The 25,663-nt window shown below is 72.0% G+C and carries 24 protein-coding genes; 9 read left to right on the plus strand and 15 right to left on the minus strand.

Translation table 11 applies throughout. The annotated features are described in order from the left end of the window. Positions 1 to 54: 54 nt before the first annotated feature. From ACIGO6_RS24220 to ACIGO6_RS24235, 4 genes are read right to left on the minus strand one after another with little or no spacing between them, the layout of a single operon-like run. On the minus strand, positions 55 to 1,086 hold the full coding sequence (locus tag ACIGO6_RS24220) for a LacI family DNA-binding transcriptional regulator (protein WP_399879380.1): 1,032 nt from the start codon (positions 1,084 to 1,086) through the stop codon (positions 55 to 57). Next, positions 1,083 to 1,988: a carbohydrate ABC transporter permease gene (locus tag ACIGO6_RS24225; RefSeq protein WP_399879382.1), complete on the minus strand. Its 906-nt coding sequence runs from the start codon at positions 1,986 to 1,988 to the stop codon at positions 1,083 to 1,085. The genes ACIGO6_RS24220 and ACIGO6_RS24225 overlap by 4 nt, the downstream gene beginning before the upstream one ends. Next, positions 1,985 to 2,965 (minus strand): carbohydrate ABC transporter permease, encoded by a 981-nt coding sequence (locus tag ACIGO6_RS24230; RefSeq protein ID WP_399879384.1) that lies wholly within the window; start codon positions 2,963 to 2,965, stop codon positions 1,985 to 1,987. The genes ACIGO6_RS24225 and ACIGO6_RS24230 overlap by 4 nt, the downstream gene beginning before the upstream one ends. Further along, the gene (locus tag ACIGO6_RS24235) at positions 2,962 to 4,281 is read right to left on the minus strand and encodes an ABC transporter substrate-binding protein (protein ID WP_399879386.1); all 1,320 of its coding nucleotides are present in this window, start codon (positions 4,279 to 4,281) and stop codon (positions 2,962 to 2,964) included. Before ACIGO6_RS24235 ends, ACIGO6_RS24230 begins: the two co-directional genes overlap by 4 nt. 184 nt (positions 4,282 to 4,465) lie before the next feature. Between ACIGO6_RS24235 and ACIGO6_RS24240 the strand changes: the two genes are divergently transcribed. The 3 genes from ACIGO6_RS24240 (at position 4,466) to ACIGO6_RS24250 (ending at position 9,195) form a co-directional block, all read left to right on the plus strand. Further along, positions 4,466 to 6,487: a beta-galactosidase gene (locus ACIGO6_RS24240; RefSeq protein WP_399879387.1), complete on the plus strand. Its 2,022-nt coding sequence runs from the start codon at positions 4,466 to 4,468 to the stop codon at positions 6,485 to 6,487. 67 nt (positions 6,488 to 6,554) lie between these two features. Then, positions 6,555 to 8,117, plus strand: coding sequence for a glycosyl hydrolase 53 family protein (locus ACIGO6_RS24245; protein ID WP_399879388.1), 1,563 nt, complete (start codon positions 6,555 to 6,557; stop codon positions 8,115 to 8,117). Positions 8,118 to 8,358: 241 nt separating this feature from the next. After that, positions 8,359 to 9,195 carry an undecaprenyl-diphosphate phosphatase gene (locus ACIGO6_RS24250; protein ID WP_399879390.1) on the plus strand — a complete coding sequence of 279 codons (837 nt, stop codon included), beginning with the start codon at positions 8,359 to 8,361 and terminating at the stop codon, positions 9,193 to 9,195. A 26-nt stretch (positions 9,196 to 9,221) separates the two neighbouring features. Here ACIGO6_RS24250 and ACIGO6_RS24255 read toward each other — a convergent pair whose 3' ends face one another. Further along, positions 9,222 to 10,280, minus strand: a complete 1,059-nt coding sequence (locus ACIGO6_RS24255; RefSeq protein ID WP_399879392.1) for a fatty acid desaturase family protein — start codon at positions 10,278 to 10,280, stop codon at positions 9,222 to 9,224. Positions 10,281 to 10,424: 144 nt separating this feature from the next. On the opposite strand from ACIGO6_RS24255, the gene ACIGO6_RS24260 reads away from it, so the two are divergent. Next, on the plus strand, positions 10,425 to 11,357 hold the full coding sequence (locus tag ACIGO6_RS24260) for a glutaminase (RefSeq protein ID WP_399879394.1): 933 nt from the start codon (positions 10,425 to 10,427) through the stop codon (positions 11,355 to 11,357). Positions 11,358 to 11,370: 13 nt separating this feature from the next. Here ACIGO6_RS24260 and ACIGO6_RS24265 read toward each other — a convergent pair whose 3' ends face one another. The 3 genes from ACIGO6_RS24265 to ACIGO6_RS24275 form a co-directional block, all read right to left on the minus strand. Then, complete coding sequence (locus tag ACIGO6_RS24265) at positions 11,371 to 12,552, minus strand: D-alanyl-D-alanine carboxypeptidase family protein (protein ID WP_399879396.1); 1,182 nt, start codon at positions 12,550 to 12,552, stop codon at positions 11,371 to 11,373. Positions 12,553 to 12,665: 113 nt separating this feature from the next. After that, positions 12,666 to 13,805: a transcription termination factor Rho gene (gene rho, locus ACIGO6_RS24270; protein WP_399879398.1), complete on the minus strand. Its 1,140-nt coding sequence runs from the start codon at positions 13,803 to 13,805 to the stop codon at positions 12,666 to 12,668. 300 nt (positions 13,806 to 14,105) lie between these two features. Beyond that, entirely contained in the window at positions 14,106 to 14,507 is a 402-nt protein-coding gene (locus ACIGO6_RS24275; RefSeq protein WP_399879400.1) for a nuclear transport factor 2 family protein, read from the minus strand. Positions 14,508 to 14,591: 84 nt separating this feature from the next. Here ACIGO6_RS24275 and ACIGO6_RS24280 point away from each other — a divergent pair, with 84 nt between their 5' ends. Together ACIGO6_RS24280 and ACIGO6_RS24285 are read left to right on the plus strand one after the other, a co-directional pair. Then, entirely contained in the window at positions 14,592 to 15,179 is a 588-nt protein-coding gene (locus ACIGO6_RS24280) for a PadR family transcriptional regulator (RefSeq protein WP_399879401.1), read from the plus strand. 4 nt (positions 15,180 to 15,183) lie between these two features. Then, the gene (locus ACIGO6_RS24285) at positions 15,184 to 15,909 is read left to right on the plus strand and encodes a class I SAM-dependent methyltransferase (protein WP_399879403.1); all 726 of its coding nucleotides are present in this window, start codon (positions 15,184 to 15,186) and stop codon (positions 15,907 to 15,909) included. Positions 15,910 to 15,951: 42 nt separating this feature from the next. Here ACIGO6_RS24285 and ACIGO6_RS24290 read toward each other — a convergent pair whose 3' ends face one another. The 6 genes from ACIGO6_RS24290 to ACIGO6_RS24315 all read right to left on the minus strand — a co-directional run bounded on the left by ACIGO6_RS24290 (position 15,952) and on the right by ACIGO6_RS24315 (position 20,435). Further along, on the minus strand, positions 15,952 to 16,695 hold the full coding sequence (locus ACIGO6_RS24290; RefSeq protein ID WP_399879405.1) for a GntR family transcriptional regulator: 744 nt from the start codon (positions 16,693 to 16,695) through the stop codon (positions 15,952 to 15,954). Positions 16,696 to 16,856: 161 nt separating this feature from the next. Next, positions 16,857 to 17,003: a hypothetical protein gene (locus tag ACIGO6_RS24295; RefSeq protein ID WP_399879407.1), complete on the minus strand. Its 147-nt coding sequence runs from the start codon at positions 17,001 to 17,003 to the stop codon at positions 16,857 to 16,859. Positions 17,004 to 17,015: 12 nt separating this feature from the next. Continuing rightward, positions 17,016 to 17,984: an acetylxylan esterase gene (locus ACIGO6_RS24300; protein WP_399879409.1), complete on the minus strand. Its 969-nt coding sequence runs from the start codon at positions 17,982 to 17,984 to the stop codon at positions 17,016 to 17,018. Between the two features lie 234 nt (positions 17,985 to 18,218). Further along, positions 18,219 to 18,803, minus strand: a complete 585-nt coding sequence (locus tag ACIGO6_RS24305; protein ID WP_399879411.1) for a hypothetical protein — start codon at positions 18,801 to 18,803, stop codon at positions 18,219 to 18,221. 257 nt (positions 18,804 to 19,060) lie between these two features. Then, the gene (locus ACIGO6_RS24310) at positions 19,061 to 19,780 is read right to left on the minus strand and encodes a ferredoxin reductase (RefSeq protein WP_399879412.1); all 720 of its coding nucleotides are present in this window, start codon (positions 19,778 to 19,780) and stop codon (positions 19,061 to 19,063) included. 49 nt (positions 19,781 to 19,829) lie between these two features. After that, positions 19,830 to 20,435 carry a sulfite oxidase-like oxidoreductase gene (locus ACIGO6_RS24315; RefSeq protein WP_399879414.1) on the minus strand — a complete coding sequence of 202 codons (606 nt, stop codon included), beginning with the start codon at positions 20,433 to 20,435 and terminating at the stop codon, positions 19,830 to 19,832. A 596-nt stretch (positions 20,436 to 21,031) separates the two neighbouring features. Here ACIGO6_RS24315 and ACIGO6_RS24320 point away from each other — a divergent pair. Further along, complete coding sequence (locus ACIGO6_RS24320) at positions 21,032 to 21,853, plus strand: putative protein N(5)-glutamine methyltransferase (RefSeq protein WP_399879416.1); 822 nt, start codon at positions 21,032 to 21,034, stop codon at positions 21,851 to 21,853. Positions 21,854 to 21,895: 42 nt separating this feature from the next. Here ACIGO6_RS24320 and ACIGO6_RS24325 read toward each other — a convergent pair whose 3' ends face one another. After that, the gene (locus ACIGO6_RS24325) at positions 21,896 to 23,977 is read right to left on the minus strand and encodes a SpoIIE family protein phosphatase (protein ID WP_399879418.1); all 2,082 of its coding nucleotides are present in this window, start codon (positions 23,975 to 23,977) and stop codon (positions 21,896 to 21,898) included. 243 nt (positions 23,978 to 24,220) lie between these two features. Between ACIGO6_RS24325 and ACIGO6_RS24330 the strand changes: the two genes are divergently transcribed. Beyond that, positions 24,221 to 25,114, plus strand: a complete 894-nt coding sequence (locus ACIGO6_RS24330; RefSeq protein ID WP_399879420.1) for a hypothetical protein — start codon at positions 24,221 to 24,223, stop codon at positions 25,112 to 25,114. Between the two features lie 131 nt (positions 25,115 to 25,245). Beyond that, positions 25,246 to 25,614: a hypothetical protein gene (locus ACIGO6_RS24335; RefSeq protein WP_399879422.1), complete on the plus strand. Its 369-nt coding sequence runs from the start codon at positions 25,246 to 25,248 to the stop codon at positions 25,612 to 25,614. The last annotated feature ends 49 nt before the right edge of the window (positions 25,615 to 25,663 follow it).

The raw sequence follows: 25,663 nt of genomic DNA on the forward strand, positions 1-25,663 counted from the left end.
AAACGCCTGATCGTTTCCTGTGCAACTAGTGCACGTGCAAGGAAGGGGCGGGGCTCAGGCGGACTCCCGCCGCACCAGCTCCGTCGGCAGGATCACCGTCGCCGGGTCCTCCCCGCTGATCTGGGCCAGCAGCACCCGGACCATCTCCGCGCTGATCCGGTCCCAGGGCTGCCGGATGGTGGTCAGCTCGGGGCTGGCGGCGACGGCGGCGGGCGAGTCGTCGAAACCGCCCACGGCCACATCCTCGGGCACCCGTCGCCCGGCCCGCTGCAACGCCGTCAGCACGCCTTGTGCCATCAGGTCGGAGGCCACGAACACGGCGTCCAGGTCAGGGGCCTGCGCCAGCAGCCGCTCCCCGCCCGCCTCACCGCTGGCCCGGCTGTAGTCGCCGGAGACCACCAGCCGCTCGTCGAAGGCGACGCCCGCCTCGGCGAGCACCTCCCGGTAGCCGGCGAGACGCTCCACTCCGCCCGGAGTGTCCAGCGGGCCGGTGACGACGCCGACGCGCCGCCGCCCCAGCGACAGCAGATGCCGGACCATGTCCCGGGCGCCGTCCCGGTCGTCGGCGGCCACGTAACTCACCTTCGAGCCCAGCCCGATCGGCTTGCCGCACGCGACCAGCGGCACGCCCGCCGCGCGCAACTCCTCGGCGACCGGGTCCCCGGAGTGGCTGGAGACCAGCAGCACGCCGTCGACGTGCCCCGCCGTGATGTACCGCGTGATGCGCCGCCGTTCGTCCTTCGTCCCGGCGAGCATCAGCAGCAGCGGCACGTCGTGCGCGGCCAGCGCCTGGGTGCAGCCGCGCAGCAGGACGTTGAAGTTGGGGTCCTCGAAGAACCGCTCCTGCGGTTCCGTGAGCAGGAAACCCACCGAGTCCGAACGCCCGGTGATCAGTGACCGGGCGTGCCGGTTGACGACGTAACCCGTCTTGCGGATGGCCGCGTTGACGGCCTCCTGCGCGGCCGGGCTGACGTAGTGCCCGCCGTTGAGCACGCGTGACACCGTGCCCCGCGAGACTCCCGCCTCGCGCGCCACGTCGTGGATCGTCGGCGGTCGGCGCCGGCCCCCCGTGTTGCTCATGGTCATGACTTTACGGCCCCGGAGAGCAGGTCGAGGCTCCAGAACCGCTGGACGACCAGGAAGAGGGCGACCAGCGGAATCACCGCGAGGAAGGCACCGGTGATCACCAGGGTGTAGAGCGCGGGCGTGTTCGCGCCCTGCTCCAGCAGCGTGTGCAGACCAAGGGTGATCGGGAACTTCTCGTCGTCGCTGAGCATGATGTACGGCAGCAGGAAGTTGTTCCACACGGCCACGAACTGGAACAGGAACACCGTCACCAGCCCAGGCACCATCATCGGCAGCGCGACCCGGGTGAAGATCCGCCACTCGCTCGCCCCGTCCATCCGCCCGGCCTCCACCACGTCCGCGGGCACGGCCGCCGACGCGTAGATGCGGGCCAGGTAGACGCCGTAGGGGGAGAGGATCTGGGGGAGCAGCACGGCCAGGTAGGAGTCCGTCAGGTCCGCCTCGGCCAGCAGCAGGTACTGCGGGACGGCGAGGATCACCGGCGGCATCAGCACGCCCGCGAGCAGCACGTTGAACAGCGTTTCCCGGCCGCGGAAGCGGTAGATCGCCAGCGCGTAGCCGCTGAGCGCCGACACGACCGTGGACAGCAGGGCGCCGAGACCGGCGTAGAGGGCCGAGTTGGCCATCCACTGCCAGTAGACGCCGTCGCGGTAGGCGCTGAGGTCGCTCACGTTGTCGGCGAAGCCCGTGCCCGGGAGGAAGGTGAAGGTGGAGAACAGCTCGCTGCCCGACTTGGTGGCCGCGATCACCACCCAGGCCACCGGCAGCAGGCAGTAGGCCGCGCCGAGCAGCAGCGTGAGCGTCGGGACCAGGGCGATCCGGCGGCGCAGCGGCGGACCCTGGGCGGTGCCGGGCGTGGTGCCCGCCGCCGGCTGCGCCTTGCGGACGGCAAGGGAACTCATCGGGCTGCCTCCTGCTTGTTGCGCCGGTTCGTCGCCCGCAGGAACCCGAAGGACAGCACCAGGGTGACGACGGCGATGATCGCCGCCTGGGCGGCAGCGGAGTGGATGTCGCCGTTGCCGAAGGCGTCCTGGTACACCTTCATCAGCGGACTCCAGGTCGTGGAAACCGAGTTGGTGAGCGGTTTGAGGGTGGTCGGCTCGCTGAACACCTGAAGGGTGGCGATGATCGAGAAGAAGAACGTCAGCACCAGGGACGGCGCCACCATCGGGATCTTGATCCGCAGCGCGATCTGCAGGGGGGAGGCCCCGTCCAGCTTGGCCGCCTCGTACACCTCGGCCGGGATGGACTGCAGCGAGGTGTAGATGACGATCATGTTGAAGCCGGTGCCGCCCCAGACCGCGATGTTCGACAGCGCGAGGTACAGCGGGCCGCCGTCCAGCAGGTCGGGCTGCGGCAGGCCGAGCCTGTCGAGCACGAAGTAGAACGGGCTGACGTCCGGCAGGTACAGGAAGCCCCACAGCAGCGCCGCCACCACGCCGGGGACGGCGTACGGCAGGAAGATCGCGAGCCGGGTGACCGAGGTGAACCGCACCTTGTCGGAGTCGAGCATCAGCGCGAACAGCAGGGCGAGGCCCAGCATCACGGGCACGACGATGCAGCCGTAGCCGAGGACGCGCAGCGCACCGTCCAGCAGCTCGCTGTCGCCCAGGGCGTCGGTGTAGTTCTGGAAGCCGGCCCAGACCTCCTTCCGCGCTCCGGCGCCCAGGCCCAGCCCGGAGACCTCCACCTTGCGGAAGCTGAGGTAGACGGCGTAGCCGATGGGCAGGGCGAAGAAGAGCAGGAACAGGGCGGTCGCGGGGATCAGGAAGAAGTAGGGGGCGCGAAGCGCTCCTTTGAGGGCGGTGGTGGGAGACGGGTGGGCGTACGGGGCGCTCTTGACCCCGTACGACCTCCGGCGTGCCGTCGTGCCGGTCACGGAGCGACCTCGAAGCCCTGCTTCTTCAGGTCGGCGACCGTCTCGTCCTGCATGGTGGTCAGGGCGGCGGTGAAGTCCGACTTGTTCTTGGCGGCGGCGGCGAACGCGTCCTTGAAGGTGGTGTAGGCGACGTTGACGTTCGGCCCCCAGGCGGAGGGCGCGGTCGTCTTCGCGATGTCGGCGGCCCTGGTGTAGAAGTCCGGCTGGTTGGAGAAGTACTCCGGCGGGTTGGTGAAGGCGCCGCTGAGCTGGGCGGAGGTGGCGGCCGGGTAGATGCCGCCCTCCTTGGCCAGGGCGTTCAGCGCGTCGCGGTCCGTGTTCAGCCAGGCGGCGAACTTCGCGGCGGCGTCCTTGTGCTTCGAGTCGGTGGTCACGCCGGTGGAGGAGCCGCCCCAGCTGCCGGTGCGGTTCTCGCTGTCGGACCACTGGGGGAGCGGGGCCATGGCCCACTTGCCCTTGGTGTCGGGCGCGGCGGTGCTCAGCGTGCCCGGTGCCCACACGGCGCTGACCCAGGCGATCTGCTCGCCGGTGTTGAGCGCCTTGTTCCAGGCCGGGGTGTACATCGGCTGGTTGTCGATGGCGCCCTCCTTGACGAGGCCGCCCCAGAACTCGGCGACCTTCCTGGTCGCCTCGTCGTCGATGCCGACCTTCCACTTCTGACCCTCGGTGGTCCACCACTGGGCGCCGGCCTGCTGGGCGAGGCCCGCGAAGAGGCCGGAGTCGTTGGCGGAGAAGGTGGTGAGGTCCTTGTCGGGGGCCGCCTTCTTCAGCTTGCGCGCGGTCTCGGCGAACTCGTCCCAGGTGGCGGGCACCTTCAGGTCGTACTTCTTGAACAGATCCTCGCGGTAGTAGAACATCATCGGCCCGATGTCCTGCGGGACCGCGTAGACGGCGTCGGTGCCCAGCGTGGTCTGCTGCCAGACGCCCTCGGCGAACCGGCTCTGCTCGTCGCCGACCTCGCCGGATATGTCGGCGAGTGCGTCGTTGCTGACCAGGGTCGGCAGTGCCTGGTACTCGGCCTGGACCAGGTCGGGCGCCTTGCCGGCCTTGTGCGCGGTGAGGATCTTGGTGACCAGCGTGTCGCCGGACGCCTGCTTCTTCACCGTGACGGTGATCTGCTCCTTCTTGCCCGGGCCCTTGTTCCACAGGTCGACGACCTTGTCCATGCCGGGCGTCCAGGTCCAGTACGTCAGCGACACCGGGCCCGACTGGGCGTCGCTGTCGTCGTCGGACGAGCCGCAGGCGGCGAGGGCGGTGGCGCCGAGCGCGACGGCGACGGCGGACGTCACCAGGCGGCGGCGCTTCGTGTACGGCATGGAACTCTCCCCTGACCTGGGTCTCCGCCTGCTGCGGAGACCTGCCATGCTTCTGTGAGCGTTCACAGTAGAGAAACATCCCGGACACTTGTCAATGGTTGTTGCTGTGCGGTTATGTTGGGCTTGCACCGCTGACCATGTGTGTGCACGTTCCCAATTGATCGATCACATCGGGAGACCAGCCATGCCGGAGACCACCCCCAGGGGCCTGACCGGGCTCGCCTTCGGCGGGGACTACAACCCCGAGCAGTGGCCGGAGAGCGTCTGGCAGGAGGACGTCCGGCTGATGCGCGAGGCCGGCGTCACCATGGTGAGCGCCGGCATCTTCTCCTGGGCCCTGCTGGAGCCCGCCCCCGGCACGTACGACTTCGGCTGGCTCGACCGGCTCCTCGACCTGCTGCACGAGAACGGCATCCGCGCCGACCTCGGCACCCCCACCGTCGCCCCGCCCGCCTGGTTCTACCGGGCCCACCCCGAGGCCCTCCCGGTCACCGCCGACGGCGTGCGCTTCGAGTTCGGCTCCCGCGGCGCCATCTGCCACAGCAACGCCGACTACCGGGCCGCCGCGGCCAACATCACCACGAAACTCGCCGAGCGCTACGGAACCCACCCGGCCCTGGCGCTGTGGCACGTCCACAACGAGTACGGCGTTCCCGTCTCGGCCTGCTACTGCGAGTCCTGCGCCGGGCACTTCCGCCGCTGGCTGGCGACGACGTACGGCACGGTCGACGCCGTCAACGAGGCCTGGGGCACGGCCTTCTGGGGCCAGCGCTACGCCGACTTCGACCAGATCAACCCGCCGCGCACGACCCCGACGGTGGGCAACCCGGCCCAGGCGCTGGACTACAAGCGCTTCGCCGACGCCACCATGCGGGAGAACTTCACGGCGGAGCGGGACATCCTGCACCGTCTCTCACCCGGCGTCCCGGTCACCACCAACTTCATGACCGCCCTCAGCCAGTGCGACTCCGTCGACTACTGGGCCTGGGGCCGCGAGGTCGACCTCGTCACCAACGACCACTACCTGATCACCGACGGCCGCCGCACCCACGTCAACCTCGCCATGGCCGCCGACCTCACCCGCTCCGTCGCGGGCGGCACCCCCTGGCTGTTGCTCGAACACTCCACCTCGGGCGTCAACTGGCAGCCCCGCAACCCGGCCAAGGCGCCCGGCCAGATGGCCCGCAACTCCCTCGCCCACGTGGCCCGCGGCTCCGAGGGCGCCATGTTCTTCCAGTGGCGCCAGTCCCGGCGCGGCGCCGAGAAGTTTCACTCGGCGATGCTGCCGCACGGCGGCACGGACACCCGCGTCTGGCGCGAGGTGGTCGAACTCGGCGCCTCCATCGACTCGCTGAACCCGCTCCGCGGCACCCGCACCGAGGCCGACGTCGCGATGGTCTGGGACTGGCACTCCTGGTGGGCCCAGACCCTCCAGTGGCGCCCCAGCGAGGACCACGACCCGCGCGAGCGCGCCGACGCGTTCTACGAGGCCCTCTACGACCGCCACCTCACCGTCGACTTCGCCCACCCGGAAGCCGACTTGTCGGCCCATCCCCTTGTCGTCGTCCCCGCGCTCTACCTCACGACGGAGGCGGCGGGGAACAACCTCAGGGAGTACGTCGAGCGGGGCGGCACCCTCGTCGTCTCCTACTTCTCCGGCATCGTCGACGAGCACGACGCCGTCCACGAGGGCGCCTACCCGGGCGCGCTCCGGGACGTGCTCGGCGTCACCGTCGAGGAGTTCTCGCCCCTGCTGGCGGGCGAACGGGTACGGATCACCGGCCCGGACGGCGCCGAGCTGACCGGCGACGTGTGGACGGAGTTCGTCGTGCCGCGCGGCGCCGAGCCGGTGTGGACGTACGCCGACGGCCTGACCGCGGGCCGGCCCGCCGTCACCCGCCACCGCCTCGGCGAAGGCACCGCCTGGTACGTCTCCACCCGCCTCGGTGCCGAGGGCCTGGACGCCGTCCTCGGCCGGGCGGCCGAGGACGCGCGCATCGCTCCCCGCGATGACCTGCCCCGCGACGTCGAGGTGGTGCGCCGCACCGGCGAGTCGGGCACCTACCTGTTCGCGATCAACCACACCGCCTCGGACGCCAAGGTGCCGCTGGACGCGCACGGCACCGAACTGCTCACCGGGGAACGCGCCGCGGGCCGCCTCGCGGTCCCGGCCGGCGCCGTCCGGGTCGTCCGGCTCGACGGCTAGCCGCCGCTCTCGCTCCTCCCAGCCCCCACCTCCAGTCATCCTCCAGTCGAAGGGACCACGGACGACGATGTTCCATCCCAGACGCACCCTCAAGGCCCTGCTGCCGCCCCTCGTGGCCGGTCTCGCCCTCGCCGCCCTGCCGGCCCAGAGCGCCCACGCGGCGAGCACGCTCACCAACGGTGGTTTCGAGGCCGACGGCGCAGGCGCGGCCGTACCCGCCGGCTGGTCGGAGTACGGTTCGACCGGCGCCTCCTACACCGAGGCGGGCGGCCACGGCGGCAGCAACCGGCTGAGCCACTGGTCCTCGTCCGCGTACCGGGTCGAGACCTACCAGTACCTTTCCGGACTCACCAACGGCAGCTACCGGCTGACCGCCTGGGTCCGCTCCGGCGGCGGCCAGAACGCCGCATGGATAGCACTGAAGAACTGTGGGTCGGCCGAGCAGCGCACCGACCTTCCGGTGTCCGCCAGTGGGTGGATCCGCATCGTCGTGCCGGTCGAGGTGACCGCCAACCAGTGCACGGTCAGCATCAACAGTGACGCGAACGCCGGCAACTGGATCAATGTCGACGACCTGACCTTCACGCAGGGCGCCTCCTCGGGACTGCCGGTCAAGGGCGCCGACGTCTCGTCCCTCGCCAAGAGCGAGGCCCACGGCGGCACCTACCGCACGAGTTCGGGGTCGGCGGGCGACGCGCTGGGCATCCTGAAGTCCGCCGGCATGAACTACGCCCGCCTGAAGGTCTGGGTGAACCCGGCCGACGGCTACAACAACAAGGCACGGGTCCTGGCGACCGCCAAGCGCGTCAAGGCGCAGGGCATGAAGCTGCTGGTCGACTTCCACTACTCGGACACCTGGGCCGACCCCGGCGCCCAGAGCAAGCCCGCCGCCTGGGCGGGGCACACCTACGACCAGCTCAGGACGGACGTGTACCGCCACACGTACGACGTGCTGAGCGCGCTCAGGAAGCAGGGCACAGGCGCCGACATGGTCCAGGTCGGCAACGAGATCAACGGCGGCATGCTGTGGAACGAGGGCTCCACGGACAACTGGCCGCAGCTCGCCGGGTTGATCAACAGCGGGTACGACGCGGTCAAGAAGGTCGACGCGGCCACCCCCGTCGCGCTGCACCTCGCCAAGGGCGGCGACCTGGCGGGCACCCGCTGGTGGTTCGACAACGCCGTCGCGCACGGCGTCCGGTTCGACGCCGTCGGCCTGTCGTACTACGGCTACTGGCACGGCCCGCTCTCCGACTTCCAGACCACCCTGGACGACACGGCCGCCCGCTACGGCAAGCCGGTCTTCGTCGCCGAGACGGCCTACCCGTTCCGGCTGGACAGCGAGGACGCGCACGAGAACATCATCGACCTCGACGGCGAGCTGGTCCCCGGCTACCCGGCGACGCCGGCCGGGCAGACGGCGTGGATGAACACGGTGGCGAACATCGTGGAGGCCGTCCCGAACGGCCGTGGCCTCGGCGTCTTCTACTGGGAGGCGACCTGGACGGCGGTGGACGGCAACGGCTGGGACCCCACCGACCCGTCCTCCGGCAACGGCTGGGAGAACCAGGCCCTGTTCGGCTACGACGACAGGGCACTGCCGGCGACGGAGTGGTTCCGCCACCGCTGAATCCTCACGAGCGGCCGGGGTCCCGGACACCGGGACCCCGGCCGCTGCGAGACGCTCGCGCGTGTGGCGGTCGGCCTCGGAGCGGTGTTCGCGGGGGTGACACCGGCCGACGCGCTCCGGGCATGACGCGAGGCACCGTCCCGCGTGTAGTAGGACTGGCCGTGGGAGGACCGGCCATGGGAGGACCGGCCCCGCCACGACCGTCGCCCTCGCGTCCGCAGCCGGAGCAGAACGGGAACCCATGAGCGTCATCAGCATCGGTCAGGCCGTTGTCCTCGGAGCCGTCGAGGGGGTGACCGAGTTCCTGCCCGTCTCCTCCACCGGCCACCTCAAGATCGTCGAGGGGCTGATGGGCATCCCCGTCGACGACGACGCCGTCGTGGGGTTCTCGGCCGTCATCCAGGTCGGCGCGATCGCCGCCGTGCTCGTCTACTTCTTCAAGGACATCGTGCGGATCGTCTCCGCGTGGCTGCGCGGACTGACCGACCGGGAGCAGCGCTACCACCACGACTACAAGTTCGCCTGGTGGGTGATCTTCGCGACGATCCCGATCGTCCTGGTGGGGCTCGCCGCAAAGCCCCTGATCAAGGGACCCCTCGCCTCACTGTGGGTAGTGGCCGGCTCGCTGATCGTCGGCAGTGGCGTCATGTGGGCGGCGGACCGGATGGGCCGGCACAAGCGGGGCGAGGACGACACCTCGTTCAAGGACGCCATGCTCGTCGGCGGCTCCCAGATCCTGGCCCTGCTCTTCCCGGGCTTCTCCCGTTCCGGCGCCACCATGTCCACCGCGCTGATGCTCGACCTCGACCGGGTGGCCGCCACCCGGCTCTCCTTCTTCCTCGGCATCCCGGCCCTGACCGGCGCAGGCCTGTACGAGCTCAAGGACGCCCTGGGCACGGGGGCGGGTGCCGCACCGCTGGCGGTCGGCACCCTCGTCTCCTTCGTGGTGGCGTACGCCTCCATCGCCTGGCTGCTGAAGTTCGTCGCCAAGCACTCCTTCAACGCCTTCGTGATCTACCGGATCGTGGTCGGCCTCCTGCTGTTCGGGCTGCTGGGCACGGGCGTGCTGCACAGCTGACCGCGGCACGCCCGAGCCGCTCCGTCTCACTGGGCCCTGCGCAGCGGCTCCCCGACACTGCGCATGTGACGCAGCGCCTCCCGGTGCGAGGCGAGCAGCCCGGTCTGGTGGTACGGGACGCCCAGCTCGGCGCAGTACCGCTCGGTGATGACCTGGGCCCTGCCGAGCGCCGGGGTCGGCATGCTGGGGAAGAGGTGGTGCTCGATCTGGTAGTTGAGGCCGCCCATGAAGGCGTCGATGAACGCACCGCCCCGCACGTTGCGGGAGGTGAGGACCTGGCGGCGCAGGAAGTCGAGCCGCGTGCCCTCCTCGATCATCGGCATGCCCTTGTGGTTGGGGGCGAAGACGGAACCCAGGTAGACACCGAACAGGGCCTGGTGGACGGCGATGAAGGCGAGCGCCTTGCCGGGGGAAAGGAGCGTGAACAGACCGCCGAAATACAGGATGAAATGGGCGACGAGCAGCGTTCCCTCGAGAACCGGCCGCTTCATGGAAGGGCTGCGCAGTGCCTTGAAGCTGTTGAAACTCAGATTCAGGCCTTCGAGAGTCAGCAGGGGAAAGAACAGAGCGGCCTGGTGCTTTCCGACGAAGCGGGGAAGCCCTTTCGCCTTGCTCGCCTGGCGCCGTGACCAGACCAGGATGTCGGGGGAGACGTCCGGGTCCTTCTCCTCGTGATTGGGGTTGGCGTGGTGGCGGGTGTGCTTGTTCATCCACCAGCCGTAGCTCATGCCCAGCAGCAGGTTGGCCACCAGGAGGCCGCCGATCTCGCTGGGACGCCGGCGCGTGAAGACCTGCCGGTGGGCGAGGTCGTGGGCGGCCAGTCCGAGCTGGCCGAAGACGACGGCCAGGGCCACGGCGACGAACAGCTGGCTCCAGCTGTCCCCCAGTACGAGAAGGGCCGCGACCCCTCCCGCGAGGGCGAGGGCAACGGTGCCGAAACGCACCGTGTAGTAGAGGGGGCGGCGTCGAAGCAGCCCCGCGTCGGCTATGCGCCGTGACAGTTCGGCAAAGTCGCTGCCTTTTTCGCGCCCCTTTTCCCGTTCGCGCGTGGGAGGGGTTTCGGCGAGCACCGTTGGATTGGCCATGCGCTCCAGTATGTGAACGCCTGTCCCGCGGCAGAATGATGTCTGCCCCCGAGGAAGGGTGGAGCTAGCACCACCCCGGACCCGGGGGTTCCTCGCCCGGCCGGCGGCGGACGGTGGGCGCGCGCCGGGGCCGGTCGGGGGAGAATGGCGATCATGAGTGCGTCGCCGACCTACCAGCCGGTCCTCGAGCGCATCGCCGAGGAGATCGCGCGTACCCCCGGCAGCGGCCGGCCCGCCGACTACATCCCGGCGCTCGCCGCCTGCGACCCGCGCCGTTTCGGCATGGCCGTCGCCGAGCCGGACGGCACGGTCTACGGCGTGGGGGACTGGCGGGAGCCGTTCTCCGCGCAGTCCATCACCAAGGTGTTCACCCTCGCCCTCGATCTGTCCCGCGAGGGCGACACCCTGTGGGAGCACGTGGGCCGGGAGCCGTCCGGCAATCCCTTCAACTCCCTGGTGCAACTGGAGTACGAGAACGGCATCCCGCGCAACCCGTTCATCAACGCCGGCGCCCTCGTCGTCACCGACCGCCTGCACACCCGTACCGGGGACGCGGCCGGCGAGCTGCTCGCCTTCCTGCGCGCGGAGAGCGGCAACCCCGGCCTCACCTACGACGAGGAGGTCGCCGCCTCCGAGACCGCGCACGGCGACCGGAACGCCGCCCTCGGCCACTTCATGGCGTCCTACGGCAACATCGACAATCCCGTGCCGGTCCTGCTGGAGCAGTACTTCCGTCAGTGCTCCGTCGCCGCCTCCTGTGCCGACCTGGCCCTCGCGACCGGCTTCCTGGCCCGGCACGGCATCCGCGCCGACGGCACCCGGCTGCTGAGCCGCAGTCAGGCCAAGCAGGTCAACGCGGTGATGCTGACCTGCGGGACGTACGACGCGGCCGGTGACTTCGCCTACCGGGTGGGGCTGCCGGGCAAGAGCGGGGTCGGCGGCGGCATCATCGCGGTCGTGCCGGGCCACTGCACGCTGTGCGTGTGGAGCCCCGGGCTGGACGAGCGGGGCAATTCGGTGGCCGGCGTGGCGGCCCTGGACCGCTTCACGACGCTGACGGGACTGTCGGTGTTCTGAACGGCCCCGTGGGTCAACTCCTGTCACCCCGCGCGAGTCTGCGCCGCAGGGTCAGGGCCGCGACGCCCGTGCCGAGCCCGGCGACGCCCAGGATCGCGCCGGTCTCCGGCCAGCCCGGTCCGTCCTGCGACGGCTTCACCGCGGTGACCGCCGTGGGTGCGGCCTTTGGGCCGGGCCGCGGTCGCGCGGCCCGGGGCTCCAGCGAACCCACCGGTTCGACCCGCCCGGCCGCCTCGAAACCCCAGTCGAGCAGCGAGCGGGTCTCCTCGTACACGGCGTACCCGCCGCCCTCCTGCGGGTTCATCAGGGACACCACCAGGGTCCGCCCGTCCCGGCGGGCGGCGGCGATCAGGGTGTTGCCGGCATCGCTCGTGTAGCCGTTCTTGATGCCGATCAGCCCCGGGTACGGTTCCACGCCGTCCTCCCCGGTGAGCAGCCGGTTGGTGTTCATGATCCCGTACGACTCCCCGTTCCGGCCGGGGAACATCGCGTCGATCCGGGAGCAGTACCGCGCGAAGTCCGGGTTGCGCAGCCCCGCCCGGCCGAAGACCGCCAGGTCGTACGCCGACGAGACCTGGCCCGGCGCGTCGTAGCCGTCGGGCGAGAGCACATGCGTGTCGTGGGCGCCGAGGGCGCGGGCCTCGGCCTGCATCCGGTCGGCGGTCTCGCTCCAGCCGCCGGTGAGCGAGGCCAAAACGTGGACGGCGTCGTTGCCGGAGTTGAGGAAGACACCGTTCCACAGGTCGGAGACCCGGTACGTGAGGCCCTCGACGACACCGACGAGGCTGCTGCCCGTTCCGATCCCGGCCAGCTCGTCCGCGCTCACCTCGTGGTGGATGTCACCCGGCAGGACCGGCAGCACCGTGAGGGCGAACAGGGTCTTGAGCGTGCTGGCGGGTGGCAGCTTGCGGTGCGCGTCGTGGGCGGCCAGCACCTCGCCCGTGTCGGCGTCGGCCACCACCCAGGACAGGGCCGAGACATAGGGGATCTCCGGCGCTCCGGGCTGGAGGCGGACCTTTGTACCGGACTGGTACAGCAGCGACGGTTGCGGTGCCACCACCCCTGTCCCGCCGGGCGGGCCGGGGTCCGACCGGCCCGTCCGGGCAGCCGCGGCCGCAGGCATGAGCGTCAGCATTCCGGCCGCGCAGAGCATGCAGGTCGATCGAGCCACCCGGGATGAGAATCTGATAGTCATACCGCCAACGTAGGAAGGTGCCCCCAGAAGGCCACGCTGCCCGGGCCGAGACGCGCTCGCAAGCACTCGGATGCCGTAGGAGCGCCGGCCGGCGGTCGGTCGACGGGCCGGGGTCAGTCCGTCGGCAGCGTCGGCTGGACGCGGCGCAGGAACGTGGCGTTGTCCGGTGTCTCGCGCATCCGCTCCAGCAGCGTCTCCAGGCCGGAGTGTCCGTCCCGGCTCCCCAGGGCGCGCCGCAGCCCGCGTACGGCGGTCGACTCGGCGGTGGACAGCAGGAGTTCCTCGCGGCGGGTGCCGGAGCCGGTCATGTCCACGGCCGGGAAGACGCGGTGGGAGGCGAGTTCCCGGCTCAGCCGCAGCTCCATGTTGCCCGTGCTCTTGAGCTCCTCGAAGTAGAAGTCGTCGGCGCGCGAGCCGGTCTCCACCAGGGCGGTGGCGAGGATGGTGAGGGAGCCGCCCTCCTCGGCCTGGCGGGCGGCACCGAAGAACCGCTTGGGTCCGAGCAGCGCGCCGGCGTCGACGCCGCCGCTGAGCGTGCGGCCGCTGGAGGCGGCGGCGTTGTTGTGCGCCCGGCAGAGCCGGGTGAGGGAGTCGAGGAGGACGACGACGTCCTCGCCCGCCTCGACGAGGCGTTTGGCCCGCTCGACGACGAGTTCGGCGAGCGCGATGTGCTGCTTGGCGCTCCGGTCGAAGGTGGAGGCGTACACCTCGCCCCGCACCGAGCGCCGCATGTCGGTGACCTCCTCGGGGCGTTCGTCGACCAGCACCACCATCAGCCGGACCTCGGGGTGGTTGCCGGCGACGGCTGCGGCGATCTGCTGCAGCAGGACGGTCTTGCCGGTCTTCGGCGGGGCCACGATCAGGCCGCGCTGGCCCTTGCCCACCGGGGCGAGCAGATCGACGACCCGCCCGGTGAGCGCGGACGCCGGGTGTTCGAGCCGCAGCCGCTCGTGCGGGTGCAGGGGGGTCAGGTCGCGGAAGTGCCGTCGGGTGTTCCGCCGGTCGGGCGTGCGGCCGTTGACCCGGACCACGTCGGTCAGGGCGGGTCGGTCGCCGCGTACGCCCTCGACCAGGTCGCCCTTGCGCAGGCCGTGACGGCGGATCAGCGCGGGGGACACGGCGAGGTCGGAGGGCTCGGGCAGGAAGCCGGCGCCCCGCAGGTGCCCCTTCCCGCCCGCGTCGATGTCGAGGACACCGTGCGCGATCTCGGCCGGGGGCTGCTGGACAGGGGGGTGTTCGAGTGTGGTGGTCATGGTGTTCGGTCCTTTCACGGACGCGGGCATGTGGCATGCGGAGGGAAGACAGGAAGAGGAGAGAAGCCGTGCGAGGGGTCGGACGACACGCCTCATGACGGCGGGTACAGCACCTCGGGTACGGCGGGGAGAACCCTGCTCACGAGGCTGTGCTGAGAAGCGGACGCGCCGGTCGCATCAGGGCGGGCGGGTCGGCGAACCGAAGAGAACTGCACCGGCGCCCATGAAAGGGCGTACACAAGTGCTGTCAGCACCGTACCACAAGGTGTGGTCGTTCCGTCTTCCGCATGCCTGGGCGGATCAGTCGCCCGAACGAGCCCGTGCCTCCTGGGCGATCCGCTCGAACTGCGCCGCCATGGCCGCCTGCAGCGCCTGCGCTCCCGACAGCGGACGCACCATGACCGTGAGTTCGTCGATCCGGCCGTGCTCGTCGAGGTGCAGGAAGTCGCAGCCGCCGAGCTCGCGGTCACCGACCCGCGTCCGGAAGACCAGCGCGTGATCGCGGCCGTCCGCCTCGCCGATGGCGCGCTCGTAGCGGAAGTCCTCGAAGACGTCGGCGACCGCGCGCAGGATCGCCGCCGTGATCGCTTTGCCGTGGTAGGGCTTGAACACGACCGGGCTGGTGAAGACCACGTCCTCGGCCAGCAGCGCTTCGACGGCGTCCAGGTCGTGTGCCTCGATCGCGGCGCGGAATGCCTGCATCACAGCTCCTCGGGTCAGCGCACTGGTAATCAACTATTTGAATAGGTGAGGAGTAGACTAGTGTGCGCTTGCTAGCGTGTCGACATGTCTCTCAAGTACGCCGTCCTGGCCGCCCTGCTGGAGGGCGAGGCCTCGGGCTACGAGCTGTCCAAGGTGTTCGACGTCTCGCTTGCCAACTTCTGGCCCGCGACACCGCAGCAGCTCTACCGCGAGCTGGAGCGCCTCGCCGGGGACGGACTCATCGAGGCCCGGACGGTGCCGCAGGAACGCCGGCCCACCAAGCGGCTCTTCTCGCTCACGGAGGCCGGCCGGGAGCAGTTGGACGCTTTCGCCGCCGAGCCGACCCGGCGCCCCACCGCCATCCGTGACGAGTTCCTGATCAAGATCCAGGCCATGGACGGCGTCGACTCCGAGCAGGTCCGCGCGCTGGTCGAGGAGCGCAGGGCGTGGGCCCTCGGCAAGCTCGCCCGCTACGAGCGCGTCCGTGAGCGCCTGCTGGACGGCCGCACGGAGGAGGAGCACCTGCGCGCCGCCGACCGTGTCGGCCCCTACCTCACCCTGCTCGCCGGGATCACGTTCGAGCGGGAGAACGCCCGCTGGTGCGAGCACGTCCTCACGGTGCTGGCAGAGCGACGAGCCCCCGCCGGCCCCACCGGACAGGCCCTAGGCTGACCGGATGTTCAGCCCCGAAGGCCCCACCCTGCGTGAGCTCGCCGTCCAGGCACTCTCGTCGGTCGAGCGCGGTTACGACCTGCTCGCGCCGAAGTTCGACCACACCCCGTACCGGACGCCGGACCGGGTGCTCGACTCCGTGGCCTCGGCGCTGGCGTCGATGGGGCCGTTCGGCGCCGGGCTCGACCTGTGCTGCGGCACCGGCGCGGGCGTGGACGTGCTGTCCCGGGTGTGCCGGGAGCGGGTGACGGGGGTCGACTTCAGTGCGGGCATGCTGGCCGTCGCACGTCGGCGCGTCGCGCCGGCGGGTCCGGCGCTCTCCTGGGTGCGCGCGGATGCCCGTGCCCTGCCGTTCGGTCCCGCGTTCGACCTGGTGGTGAGCTTCGGCGCGTTCGGGCACTTCCTGCCCCGCGAGCTGCCGGGCCTGTTCGGCCAGGTGCGTTCCGTGCTGCGGTCGGGCGGGTGCTTCGCCTTCCCCGTCGTCGCGCCGCCCCGCCCCGGCTCCCCGGCGTACTGGACGCTGCTGGGCTTCGACGCCGCGATGCGGGTGCGCAACGCGCTGTGGCGCCCGCCGTTCGTCATGTACTACCGGACGTTCCGGCTGGGCGACGTGGGGCGCGAGCTGGCGCGCGCCGGCTTCCGTGCGGAGCTGCACGCCCTGCCCGAGTTCGGGCACCGGCCCGACGGCAGCCCCCGCGTCCGGCTGGTCGTGGCCCGGCGCCTGCCGTAGGGCCCGCCCGGCCGTCCCCGCGCCCGGCGCGCGCACGCCGGTTCAGCTCGCCGCCGGTTGGGTGAACTCGTAGACCAGCGCGTCCTGTCGGGCGTCCACGAGGAGGTCCGTGATCTCCAACGGGCGCGTGTACTGGTCGTGCACGCGCCGTACGACCCGGACCGACGCGGTGTCCGGCAGCCGCGTGATGGTGTCGCGGTGATGGAGCGTCAGGCCCGCCCTGCGCATCCAGTCGTAGGCACGCCGGAGCTGCGCCGAGGCGGTGCCGTCGGCGCGGTCGCGGTAGCGGGCGAGCTCCTCGACCTCGGCGAGCGCCACCGCGGAGAACGAGGTCACGGCCGTCCGCCGGCCGCTTCCGTCCGCGCTCGCGGACGCGTAGCGGTGCACCAGGGTCGCCCGGCCCGGGGCCAGCCCCAGCGCCGCGGCGTGCTCCGGCGGCGGCGTCTCCCAGGCGACGGTCGCCCGGTCGCCGGTGCACGGCTCCGCCGCCCGGGCGCCGACCGGGAAGGTCAGGGACGCCGGGCTCTGGGCCGGCGCTCCGGGCAGGGCGGCGTGGCTGCCCCGCCGGTCGGTGGCGAGCAGGCCGTCCCGGCGCAGCACCTCCAGGGCCTGCCGTACGGTCTCGCGGCTCACCCCGAAGTGCTCGGCCAGCCGCCGTTCGCCCGGCAGTCGTTCGCCGGGCGGGACGGTCCCGTCGCGCAGCTCGCCGAGCAGCTGTGCGGCCACCCGCCAGTAGAGCGGCTGTCCGTCGGTGAGGGGGTGGTCGTGCGGGGTGGTGCGGGCCATGCCGCGCCCTCCTGTTGGTGACGTACGGTAGCCACGCGGGCTCGGTGCGCCACCACAAGTATCATTGGTCTAAACCACCAGGGAAGGGCTGCCCGCCGGTTCGGCCGAAACACCCCCGCGCCCGTGCCGCCCCCACCGGCCCGGGCGCCCCGTCCGGTTCATCACACAGCCCAGCGACACCCCGGCGTCCGGGCCTGCTCCTTGCCCGCCGCGGCGAACTCCGGCCAGTACGAGGCCTCGAACGCCGTGCGCACCGCCGCGAAGCGGGTGTCGCAGTGGCCGTGAACCTGTGTCTCGTGCTCGGACATGGTTCGGGCGGCTCAGACGTACGTACGCAGCCAGCGCAGCTTGGCCGCCTGCTGGAAGGGCCCGCCGCCCTCGTGGTCGTTGAAGTCGTACACCTCGATCGCCTTGTCCTCGTGCGCCCAGGCGTTGAACGCCGCGAAGACGGTCGACGGCGGGCAGGTCTGGTCCTCCAGCGCCGCCGAGAACAGCGCGGGCGCCCGGCCGCGCGCCGCGAAGTGCACGCCGTCGAAGTAGGAGAGCGTGCGCAGCGCGTCCTCGGTGCGGCCGCGGTGCGTCTTGAGGTACAGGCCGATCTCCCGGTACGGGTGCCGGTCGGTGAGCTTGGTCGCGCGCGGGAAGTCGCAGAGGAACGGTACGTCCGGCGCCACGGCCGTGAGGTCCGGCACCAGGCCACCGACGGCGATGCTGATGCCGCCGCCCTGGCTCCCGCCGAGGACGGCCGTGCGTGCCGGGTCGGTCAGCGGGTGCGAGCGGGCCGCCTCCACCGCACGCACGGCGTCGGTGAAGACCCGGCGGTAGTAGTAGTTCTCGGGGGCGTCCAGGCCGCGGGTCATGAAGCCCGGGTAGGCGGGCGCGCCGCCGACCGGGTCCGCGGTGCCGCCACCGCCGCCCCAGGCGCTGCCCTGGCCGCGGGTGTCCATCACGAAGTGCGCGCGACCCGTGGACGCCCAGAGCAGGTGCTCGTGCGGCAGACCGCGCCCGCCGCCGTAGCCGACGAACTCCACGAGCAGCGGCAACGGCTCCTCGGCCCCGGCGGGCAGTATCAGCCAGCCCTTGACCGGGTGGCCGCCGAACCCGGCGAACGTCACGTCGTGGACGCGCACCGTGGACAGCCCGGTGTCGACCGGTTCGAAGCGGGCGTCCAGTTCGTGGGCGCGGGCCTCCTCGAGCGTCTTGGTCCAGAACGCGTCGAAGTCCTCGGGCTCGGCCGATGCGCTGCGGTAGGCGCGGAGTTCGTCGAGCGGAAGGTCGAACAGGGCCATCGAGAACCGCCTTTGCGGAGGGACTGTGCCGGAGCGTACGGACGATCACACCGTACGTGAATGGTCGGAGGTCTCGCCAGATCCCTGGTCGATGCACCTGATGTCCGGTGTGGTGGCCGTCTGTGTTCGACCCGTCGAACCGCAGGTCAGGATGATGGCCCGCTCTCCGCGGGCGGACGAAGGCGGCGACGGCCCGTCGGGAGCCGGGTCAGTGGTCGGGTCACCGCGCCGGCATCAGGCCCGGCGGTGCGTCCACTGAGGCTCGGTGAGGGCCCAGTCGCGGTCCCACTCGGCCATCCGGCGCCGCAGCGCCACCCTGCGTACGGCGCAGTGCGCGAGGAGGATCGGGAGCGCCGCCCCGAGCGCGGTGAACGCACCGATGGTGATGCTGTGCTGCCAGACCGTGGAGTCGTCCGCCGGTGGCGGCACGCTCCGGCCCCGGGAGTCCAGCCACACGTGGACCGTGTCACCGTGCCGGGTGCCGGCCGGGACCCGGGCGGTGGTGGTCCGTTCGCTGCCGTCCGGCGTGCTCCAGTGGACGGTCGCGCGATACGAGTGCTGCGGAATGCCCTCGACCGACGGAAGCCTCTCGGAGGTGGCGCCGGCCACGACGGCGCGGACACGGTGCCGCTCGGCCCGCTGTTCCGCCACGACCGCCTGCGCCCGGTCGTGACCCCACCAGGCCGTGGCGGCGCCCAGCAGTGGTGCTCCCACGAAGAGCAGGAGGGCGACGACCACGGTCGTCCACGCCTCCACGACGTCCGACCGGCGTCGCAGCGGATTGCGCCGCCGGCGCCAGCCGCGCACCCGGGTTCGCATGTCGACCTCCTCGCGATCACCGCGACCGGAGGGCCGGACGGACGGCCGTACGAGCCGGGGACCGCCGTGCCTCCGCATCGCGCCACGCGTGCGAGTGCCCGCACAGGTCTGGTACCCCGCCCGGCGGGTTTCGCCACCGTGTCGCCCACCCCGAAACAACGGACGACCGATCCGCGCCGCGGGACAGGTGCCCGACGGCGGCGCGGGGAAACCCGGCCCGGCCCCGCGCCGCGGGAGGGGCGGGACCGTGGCGCGGGTCAGCCGAAGCGTTCGATCCGGATGCGGTGCACCGGCTGACCGGCCGCCACCAGCAGCCGTGAGGCGTGCTCCGCGAAGGCGTTGGAGCCGCACACGTAGGCCTCCCAGCCGCCGACGGGCGGCTCGGACAGGAACGGTGCCAGGTGGGAGGCCGTCATCCGGCCCACGGGTGCCCCGTCCGGCGCGCTGCGGGTGAAGACCGGCGTCGTCTCCGCACCGAACTCACGGGCGTAGATCAGCTCCTCGGGGCTGCGGGCGGAGACCAGGAGCCGCAGCGGCACCGACAGCCCCCGCGCCCGGTGGTGCCGCACCATCGACATCAGCGGGACGACCCCGGACCCCGCGCCCAGCAGCAGCGCGGGCCGGTCGCCCGGCCAGGCGAAGAAGCCGCTCAGCGGGCCGCGCACCTCGATCCGGTCGCCGGGCCGGGCGACGGTGTGGAACCAGCCGGACACCTCGCCGTCCGCGACATGGTCGAGGGTCAGCTCGATGTGCCCGGAGTCGTCCGGCGCGGACGCCAGCGAGTAGTGCCGCTGGGCCACGTACCCGTCCTCGGCGGTCAGCCGCAGCATCAGGTGCTGGCCGGGCAGATGGCCCGCCCAGCCGGGCACCGCCAACCGGAAGGTGGAGGCGCGGGGCGTCTCCCGGCGGATCCCGGTGAGCGTGGCGGTCTGCCACGCCCCGGCCACCCGCCCGTCCACCTCGATGCGCCCGGGCACGGCGAACCGTGTCGGGGGAGCGAAGCCCGCTGTCGTGTGTGTCGCCGTCTCAGTCACCGGAGTACCGCTGCTCCTGCCAGGGGTTGCCGCGTGCGTGGTAGCCGTTGCGTTCCCAGAAGCCCGGCTCGTCGTGGTCGAGGAGCTCCAGGCCCGCGATCCACTTGACGCTCTTCCAGAAGTACAGGTGCGGCACCACCAGCCGCGCCGGACCGCCGTGCTCGGCGGCGAGCGGCCGCCCGTCGTACTCCCACACGATCCAGGCGCGCCCGCCGGTCAGGTCCGCGAGGGGCAGGTTCGCGGTGTAGCCGGTGTGCGCGTAGGCGACGGCGTGGGTGGCGGACGGCAGCGGACGCACCGCGTCGAGGAAGGCGTCCAGGGACACGCCCCCGAACCGCACCCCGAACTTGGACCAGCCGGTCACGCAGTGGATGTCGCCCGCGTACGCCGACGCCGGCAGCCGGTGGGCCCCGGCCCAGTCCCAGGTGCCGGGCTCCGCCGCCAGCCCGCCCACGCGGAAGGTCCAGTCGGCGGGCGACAGGTCGGGTGTGACCTCGGCGGACAGGACGGGCCAGTCGTCGCCGGCGTCGTACTGGCCGGGCGGCAGCCCCGGCCGGGTGGCGTGCGGGCGCCCGGTGAAACCGCGGGTGGTGTGCATGCGAGGGGGCCTTTCGGGCCGCCGTGGAGGGGGTGGCCCCCGGCGGCGTGATCAGTGCGTACCCGCTCCACGGTACGTGTTCCCGGGACGGTCCTCGGTCCTGGTCCCCGCCCCGGTCCCCGTCGGGTGCGGTGTCCTGCCACGCGTTGTACCGCTCCGGATACGCGGCGCAGCGGACCAGGTCTTCCTCGGGCCGGTCGGCGAGCCGCTCCCGGAAGACGATCCGGCGGCTCTCGGTGCCCCGGGCCGGGACGCGCCGTGGCCCGGCAGCCCCCGCGTTCCTCCAGATGACCGAGCAGCGTGGACGAGACCGGGGACGGCTCCGCCGTCCCTCGCGAAGCACGCGCGGCCGCAGGAGCAGAAGGCCGTTTCGACAGCGGGGGACGAAGCGGACGATGAGGCCGAGGAGACCGTCGGTGTGTGATCACCGGTGTAGTGTGGCCGTCGGCCGCGGACAGTCCCGGCCGCCGAACGCCTGGGAGGTGAGACCCATTACCGCTGTGTCGACCCGGGTGCTCTCACCTCACGGCAGTGCGGTCACCGGCAACGGGTGACCGTGAGAGCGCCCTTCGGTTCCCGAAAGGCTCTCGGCTTCCATGCCCCCACTGTTCTCCGCGTCACCCTCTCCTTCCCCTTTCTCCTCCGCCTTCCCCTCGCGTGACTCCGTCGTGGACGCGCTCCGCGCCGCGGGCTGTGTCTTCGCCGAGGACGAGGCGGAACTCATACTGGGCGCCGCCCGCACCCCCGGCGAACTCATCGCCCTGGTGGACCGCCGCGTCACCGGCCTGCCCCTCGAACTCGTCCTGGGCTGGGCCGAGTTCCGCGGCCTGCGGATCGCCGTCGCCCCCGGTGTCTTCGTCCCCCGCCGCCGTACCGAGTTCCTGGTGGCCGAGGCCCTCGCCCATGCGCCGGACGCGGCCGTGGTCGTCGACCTGTGCTGCGGCTCCGGCGCCGTCGGTGCCGCCCTGGCCGCCGCGCTCGACCGGCCCGAGGTGCACGCCGCCGACGTCGACCCGGCCGCCGTGGACTGCGCGCGCGGCAACCTCGCCGGCGCCGGCGGGCGGGTGTACGCCGGTGACCTGTTCGACGCGCTGCCCGACGCGTTGCGCGGCCGGGTGGACATCCTCGCGGCCAACGTGCCCTACGTCCCCACCGGCGACGTCGCCCTGCTGCCCACCGAGGCCCGGGACCACGAGCCGCTGGTCGCCCTCGACGGCGGCTCCGACGGACTCGACGTGTTGCGCCGGGTCGCCGCCGAGGCGTCCCGCTGGCTCGCGCCCGGCGGCTGCCTGCTGGTCGAGACGAGCGAACGCCAGGCGTCGGCTGCCGTCGACGCCTTCACCCGCGGCGGCCTGAGGACCCGCCTCGCGGTCTGCGAGGAGCTGTACGCCCACGTGGTGATCGGCGTCAGGGACTGACGCCCCCATCCGGTCCGTCCGGGACCGACCGCACCCGGTCCGTCACGACGGCGGCGTGGCCCGGGCGATGAGCAGGGCCACGTCGTCGGAGTTCTCCGGCTCGTGCAGGGTGCGCAGCAGCAGGTCGCAGACCTCCTCCAACGGGCGGTCCGGACCCTCCAACAGGGCGAGCAGGGCGTTCAGCCGCTCGTCGAGCGGATGCCGGCGCGTCTCCACGAGACCGTCGGTGTAGAACACCAGCCGGTCGCCCGGCTCCAGGTCGACGGTGGTGGTCGAGAAGGCGACACCGCCCACCCCCAACGGCACCCCGGTCGGCAGGTCGAGCAGCTCCGGCGGACGGCCGGCCCGCAGGCGGACCGGCGGCAGGTGCCCGGCGTTGGCGATCCGGCACTGCCGCCGGTGCGGGTCGTGGACGGCGTAGACACAGGTGGCGATGGCCTGGTCCAGGCCCGCCGTGGTCCGGTCGAGGTGCTCCAGCAGGAACGCCGGATCGAGGTCGAGGGCGGCCAGGGTGTTCGTCGCGGTGCGCAGCCGCCCCATGGAGGCCGCCGCCGCGATGCCGCTGCCCATCACGTCGCCCACCACTAGCGCGGTCTTGCAGCCCTCCAGCTCGATCACGTCGAACCAGTCGCCGCCGACCTCGCTGGTGGCCTCGGCGGGCTGGTAGCGGGAGGCGACCTCCAGCCCGCCCGTCACCGGCGGATGCCGGGGCAGCAGGCTGCGCTGGAGGGTGAGCGCGGAGTCGCGGGCGTTCTGGTACCAGCGGGCGTTGTCGATCTGCAGCGCCGCGCGGGCGGCCAGCTCCCGGGCCAGCAGCAGGTCGTCCTCGCCGAAGGGCAGGGGGTTGCCGATCCGCTTGAGGTCCAGGGCGCCGAGCACCTCGCCGCGCGCGATCAGCGGCACGGCCAGGTACGACCGCACCCCCGCCCGGCGCAGCAGCTCGGCCGCCTCCGGCGAGCGGGCGATACGGAACAGGTCCTCCTCCGTCACCTGCGCCACCATCACCGGCCGGCCGGTGCGCACGCACTCGGTGACCAGGCGGTCCGGACCGTAGCGGGCGACCTGCCCGGGCGGATCGGCCGCGAGCAGGGCCTGCGGGGCGTCGTCCGCCTGCACGGCCAGGGCGCGGATCACCGCGGGCTCGGCCGGGCCCAGGGTGCTGCGCCGGCCCTTCACCACGCTCTCCAGGAGATCCACGGCCGCTATGTCGGCGAGGTCCGGCACGGCCACGTCGGCCAGTTCGTGCGCGGTGCGGTCAAGCTCCAGCGTGGTGCCGATCCGCGCGGACGCGTCCGCCACCGCGGCCAGCCGGCGCCGGGCCGCCTCGGCCTCCACGCCCGCCCGGTACTGCTCGGTGACGTCCGCGATCGAGCAGGCCACGCCCAGCACGGTGCCGACGGCGTCCTCCAGCCGGTACAGCGAGACCGACCAGGCGTGGTCCTCGTGCGGGTCGCCGGGGGTGCGCCCGGTCGCGGACTGGTCGACGATCGGCCGTCCCGTCTCCAGTACCCGGCGCGCCGCCGCCTCCAGGGCGTCGGCGTCCATCCGGGGCAACACCTCGCGGACGGTCCGGCCGAGGTGGTCCTCGGCGGGGATGCCGCTGATCCGCTCCAGGGACGGGTTGACCGAGACGTACCGCAGCTTCGTGTCCAGCACGGCCAGCCCGATCGGCGACTGCCGGATCACCCGGGTGGACAGCGCCACGTCCTGCTCCAGCCGGCGCACGGTCGACTGGTCGGCCGCGAGCCCCAGCGCGTAGACGTCCCCCCGGTCGTCCAGCAGGCGCATGTTGCGGAACTCCACGAGCCGCGTGCTGCCGTCCTTGCGGCGGATGGGGAACGCGCCGGCCCAGCTCTGGCCGGTCTTCATGACCTCGGCGAACAGCTTCACGACCAGGTCGAGGTGCTGCTCGTGGACCATGATGCGGGCGGCGTACTGCCCCAGCGCCTCCCGTGCGGAGTATCCGAACAGCTCCTCGGCCTGCGGGCTCCACAGCACGATCCGCCCCTCGGTGTCCAGCACGACCGAGGCCACGTTCAGCACGTCGAGCAGCCCGCTGGGCCGTAGCGGTCCGCGCCGCGACGGCGCCTCGCCCTCGAACCCGGCAGACCCGGCTGCACTCATCCCACGCCCCGCCTTCGCCGCTGCGCGCGGCACGTCTTTTTGATGCCGACTCCTTTGTTCTACCGCGTTCCACCGTGTACAGGGCCGTTTCCCGAGGCCGCTGCCGTCTCCCCCCAGCATCCCCCGGCGCGGCAGCGACCGCCCCACGGAGCACGACCTGGTTTTGGTCTGTACATGACTTCCCGCTCGCGTCACACTGTGCGCCGAGTGCGTACCCTCCGTCGCCCCCACCGAGGAGCCCTCATGCCCCTGTCCCGCGCCCCGCGTGCCGCCCGGCAACGTTGTCGCACCACCGTCCTGACCGGACTCGCCGCCCTCGCCCTCACCCTGGCGGGACCGGCCGCGACAGCCGCCCCCGCCGCCGGCACCTGGACCGAGGTGGGCTCCGACCGGGCCGACCCGCTCACCGAGAGCCAGGGCCTGGCCTCGGTCGAGGTCCCGGCCGGCAGCCCCAACCGCTACACCGGCATCGGCACCATCCCCCTCAGTCTCAGCAGCCGCGGCTGGAACCACGTCGGCGACCCTGACGCCTCCTACGACGGCCACTACGTCGAGCCGTACCAGCGCGACGACGGAAACACGAAGATGTTCCGCGTGCAGGCACCGGACGGCAGCTGGTCGGAGTACGTGCACACGCTGAGCGCGGGGGAGGCACGGAACAACTCCTGGTCCGCGATCTCGCCGGACGGCCAGTGGATGCTCGCGGGCGAGTGGGGCACCATGAACCGGCTGCTGGTCTTCCCCACCCCCGGCGTCCATCCGGGCACCTCGCCCTCGGCGAACCTCCCGCAGGCGGCCACCGTCCACCTGGACCACGCCGTGCGGGACGTCCAGGGGTGCGACTTCCTCGACGCGACCACGCTCCTGTGCTCCTCCGACGACCCGGCGGGCACCCTCTTCGGCATCACCAAGCCGCTGCTGAGGATCGACCTGTCCGCCGCGCCGAACGGCACGGCGGACGTCACCGGCCACGTCACCGCCCTGCGGCAGCTGCCTCTGCGCAGCGCCTGCTCCGGCAGCTTCGAGGCGGAGGGCATCGACTACGACCGCCGCACCGGCACCCTGCGCGTCGTCGTCGTTTCCCCGGGCTTCTGTGTGCTGACGGACAGCAAGACCTACCGCTTCACCCTCGGCTGAGGCGGCCGTGCGCGGTCCGCGCCGGTAGTGCTTCGCCCGAGGTGGTGCTTTTCTGGGGTTATGGGTGCGGTGTCCGCGCGGCGCCCGGGTGCCCGCGGTGCCGCGCCGCGGCCAGGAGAGGAGCGATCACGATGGACGGTGAGCGACTGCATCCGGAGTCCGTCTCGGTGGAGCTGAGCGGATGCAGCAAGGAGGACGCCCGGACCGTGTTCGAGGCCCTGTGCACGTGCTTCTCGTCCGACCGGCGCTCGGACGAGGTGCCCCGGGACTACGACGAGGTGCGCCCGACGGTGTGGCTCGGCACCTTCGACGTGGCCGACGCCCACGGCATGTGCGACCCCGCCCGGCTCACGGCCTCCGTGGAGGCTGACGTACAGGGCGGCTACTGGGCGATCGAGCGCTTCCGCACCACCCTGGACTCCCTGTTCACCGTGCACGACCTGAGCACGGCCTCCGGGGACCAGGAGCGGGAGCTTCACGTGAGGCTGGAGAGCCACTGAGCGGAAACCGCCGCGGGCCCGCTGTGTGCGACGCCACCTTATGCAACTA

The sequence above is a fragment of the Streptomyces sp. NPDC053750 genome (genome assembly GCF_044544295.1).
Taxonomy (GTDB): Bacteria; Actinomycetota; Actinomycetes; order Streptomycetales; family Streptomycetaceae; genus Streptomyces.